Below are 2,443 nucleotides of genomic sequence, written 5' to 3'. Positions count from 1 at the left end.
TGTCAATCGGCGTCCAAAAAGGACCCCCTATCGGCGTCCAAAAGAGACCCCCTTCGTCGAGCAGCGTGACAGGTATGACGGGCGCGCCGTTCGCGCTGGTTGCGGCGTAGGGCGGGCGTAGCCCGACCGGAGGCGCAACCAGCGCGAAGCGTTCTCTGCCGGGTGCCTCGGGCGTCAGCTGCGGTGTTTGAAGCGCCAGCTGTCGTTGCCGGTCTCGACGATGTCGCAGTGGTGGGTAATGCGGTCGAGCAGCGCGGTGGTCATCTTGGGGTCGCCGAAGACAGTCGGCCACTCGCCAAAGGCGAGGTTGGTCGTGACGATGACGGAGGTGCGCTCGTAGAGCTTGCTGAGCAGGTGGAAGAGCAGCTGGCCGCCCGAGCGGGCAAACGGCAGGTAGCCGAGCTCGTCGAGCACCACGAGGTCGAGACGGAACAGCTGGTTCGCAAGCGTGCCGGCCTTGCCGAGGCGGGTCTCCTCCTCGAGCCGGTTCACCAGGTCGACCGTGTTGAAGTAGCGGCCGCGAGCGCCAGCGCGCACGACGTTGGCGGTAATGGCGCTGGCCAGGTGCGTCTTGCCGGTACCCGTTCCGCCGACCAGCACGACGTTGCGCCGACCGGGGAGGAACGAGCCGCTGTGCAGCGAGCGCACCAGCCCCTCGTTGATGGGGGTGTCGTCGAAGACGAAGGCATCGAGGTCCTTCACGGCCGGCAGTTTGGCGGCCGACATCCGGTAGCGGACCGACGCTGCATGGCGGTGGGTCGCCTCGGCACGGAGCAGGTCGGTCAGGATCTCCATCGTCGTGCGCTTGCGCTGCAGCCCGGTGGTCACCGCCTCGTCGAAGGCGCCAGCCATGCCCTTGAGCCCGAGCTCGGCCATGGCCGCCATCATCTCATGCCGCTGCATGGAGACCTCGCAGGCTGTCGTAGCGGTGGCAGTCGGCACGAGGCGGATGGCGTAACGCCAGGTCTTCCGGCGTGACGATGACCAGCGGCCGGGGCGGCTCGCGCCGCCGTGCCAGGATGTTGAGGATGACGTCGTCACTGGTGACACCGGCCAGCAGCGCCTCGCGCACGGCCGCTTCCACCGCTTCCAGCCCGTCGTCGAGCACAGTCGCCAACACCCGCACGAACCGCCGGTCGGCATCATCACCGGCGCCGAGCTTACGCCGCAGTCGTGACAGCGCGGGCGGCAACTCCCAGTCCTGAAACGGCGCGCCGTTGCGCAGGGCGCCCGGCTTGGTCACCAGCACCGGCAGATAGTGCCACGGGTCGTAGATGGTCCGGTCGCGCCCGAAGAACCGGGGATGGTCGGCGACGACTTCACCGTCGCAGCGCACGACAATGCGGTCGGCATAGGCGCGGACCTGCACCGTCCGGCGCACCGCTTTGGCGGAGACGGAGTAGCGGTTGCGGTCGAAGCTTATCAGGCACGTGCCGCTCACCGCGTGCTCGCTCTCGTGGAAGCCGTCGAAGGGCGCGACGACCGGCTGGAGCACGCCACGCTCGGCAGCCCATGCCTGGGCCACCGTCAACTCCTTCTGCTCGGGATGCTGGTGCATGTCCGCCCAGCGGCGACACTCCGCCTCCAGCCAGCCGTTCAGCTCCTCGATGCTGGCAAAGCGCAGGCGTGGCTGGAAGAACCGGCCGCGTGCCGTCTGCACCTGGTTCTCGACCTGGCCCTTTTCCCAGCCGGACGCTGGCGAGCACGCTGTCGGCTCGACCATGTAGTGGTTGGCCATGACCAGGAACCGCCGGTTGAAGACCCGTTCCTTGCCGGTGAACACGCTCGTCACGGCCGTTTTCATGTTGTCGTAGATGCCACGCGTCGGCACGCCCCCGAAGAAGGCGAACGCCCGTGCATGTGCGTCGAACAGCATCTCCTGCGTCTCGCGGGGATAGGCCCGCACGTACATCGCCCGTGACGCGCACAGCCGCACATGGGCGACCTTCAGCCGCATCGGCTTGCCCGCGATCTCGACGTCCTCGTGACTCCAGTCGAACTGGTAGGCCTCGCCCGGCCGGAACAGCAGCGGGATGAACGCCGGTGCATCCATCACGTCGCGACGCCGCGCCTGCCGCCAGCGGGCCGCATAGCGCCGCACCGCGTCGTACGAGCCGTCGAATCCCTCGCGCAGCAGCAGATCGTGGATACGCGTGATGCGCAGCTTCTCGCGCCGGGACCGCGCCTCGTCTTCCTCCAGCAGCGCGTCGAGCCGCGCCTGGAACGGTCCCAACTTCGGTAACGGCTGAACCTCTCGCCGGTAGGCCATGTCCGCCTCCGGCGCCCGAACCGCCTTACGCACCACACCACGCGACAGATGCAGGTCGCGCGCTATCGCCTTGATGGCCTTCCCCGACGCGTGCTCGCGTCGGATCCTCAACACCGTCTCCAATACCAACATCCCGATCTCGCCGCCTGACACACCGCCAAGCGTGCAGCCTAG

2 protein-coding genes are annotated in these 2,443 nt (G+C 67.9%); both read right to left on the bottom strand.

Annotated elements, in window-relative coordinates; translation table 11 throughout:
• Positions 1-174 precede the first annotated feature (174 nt).
• Positions 175-903 (bottom strand): IS21-like element helper ATPase IstB, encoded by a 729-nt coding sequence (gene istB, locus HJG53_RS18195; protein WP_095686818.1) that lies wholly within the window; start codon positions 901-903, stop codon positions 175-177.
• Positions 890-2,401, bottom strand: a complete 1,512-nt coding sequence (gene istA / locus HJG53_RS18190; RefSeq protein ID WP_095686817.1) for an IS21 family transposase — start codon at positions 2,399-2,401, stop codon at positions 890-892. The genes istB and istA overlap by 14 nt, the downstream gene beginning before the upstream one ends.
• Positions 2,402-2,443: the final 42 nt, after the last annotated feature.

Source organism: Sphingomonas sp. ID1715, from assembly GCF_013044515.1.
In the GTDB taxonomy this organism is placed as follows: domain Bacteria; phylum Pseudomonadota; class Alphaproteobacteria; order Sphingomonadales; family Sphingomonadaceae; genus Sphingomonas_B.
Note: the sequence above shows the minus strand (reverse complement) of the source record. Positions and strands in the feature narration are given on the sequence as shown.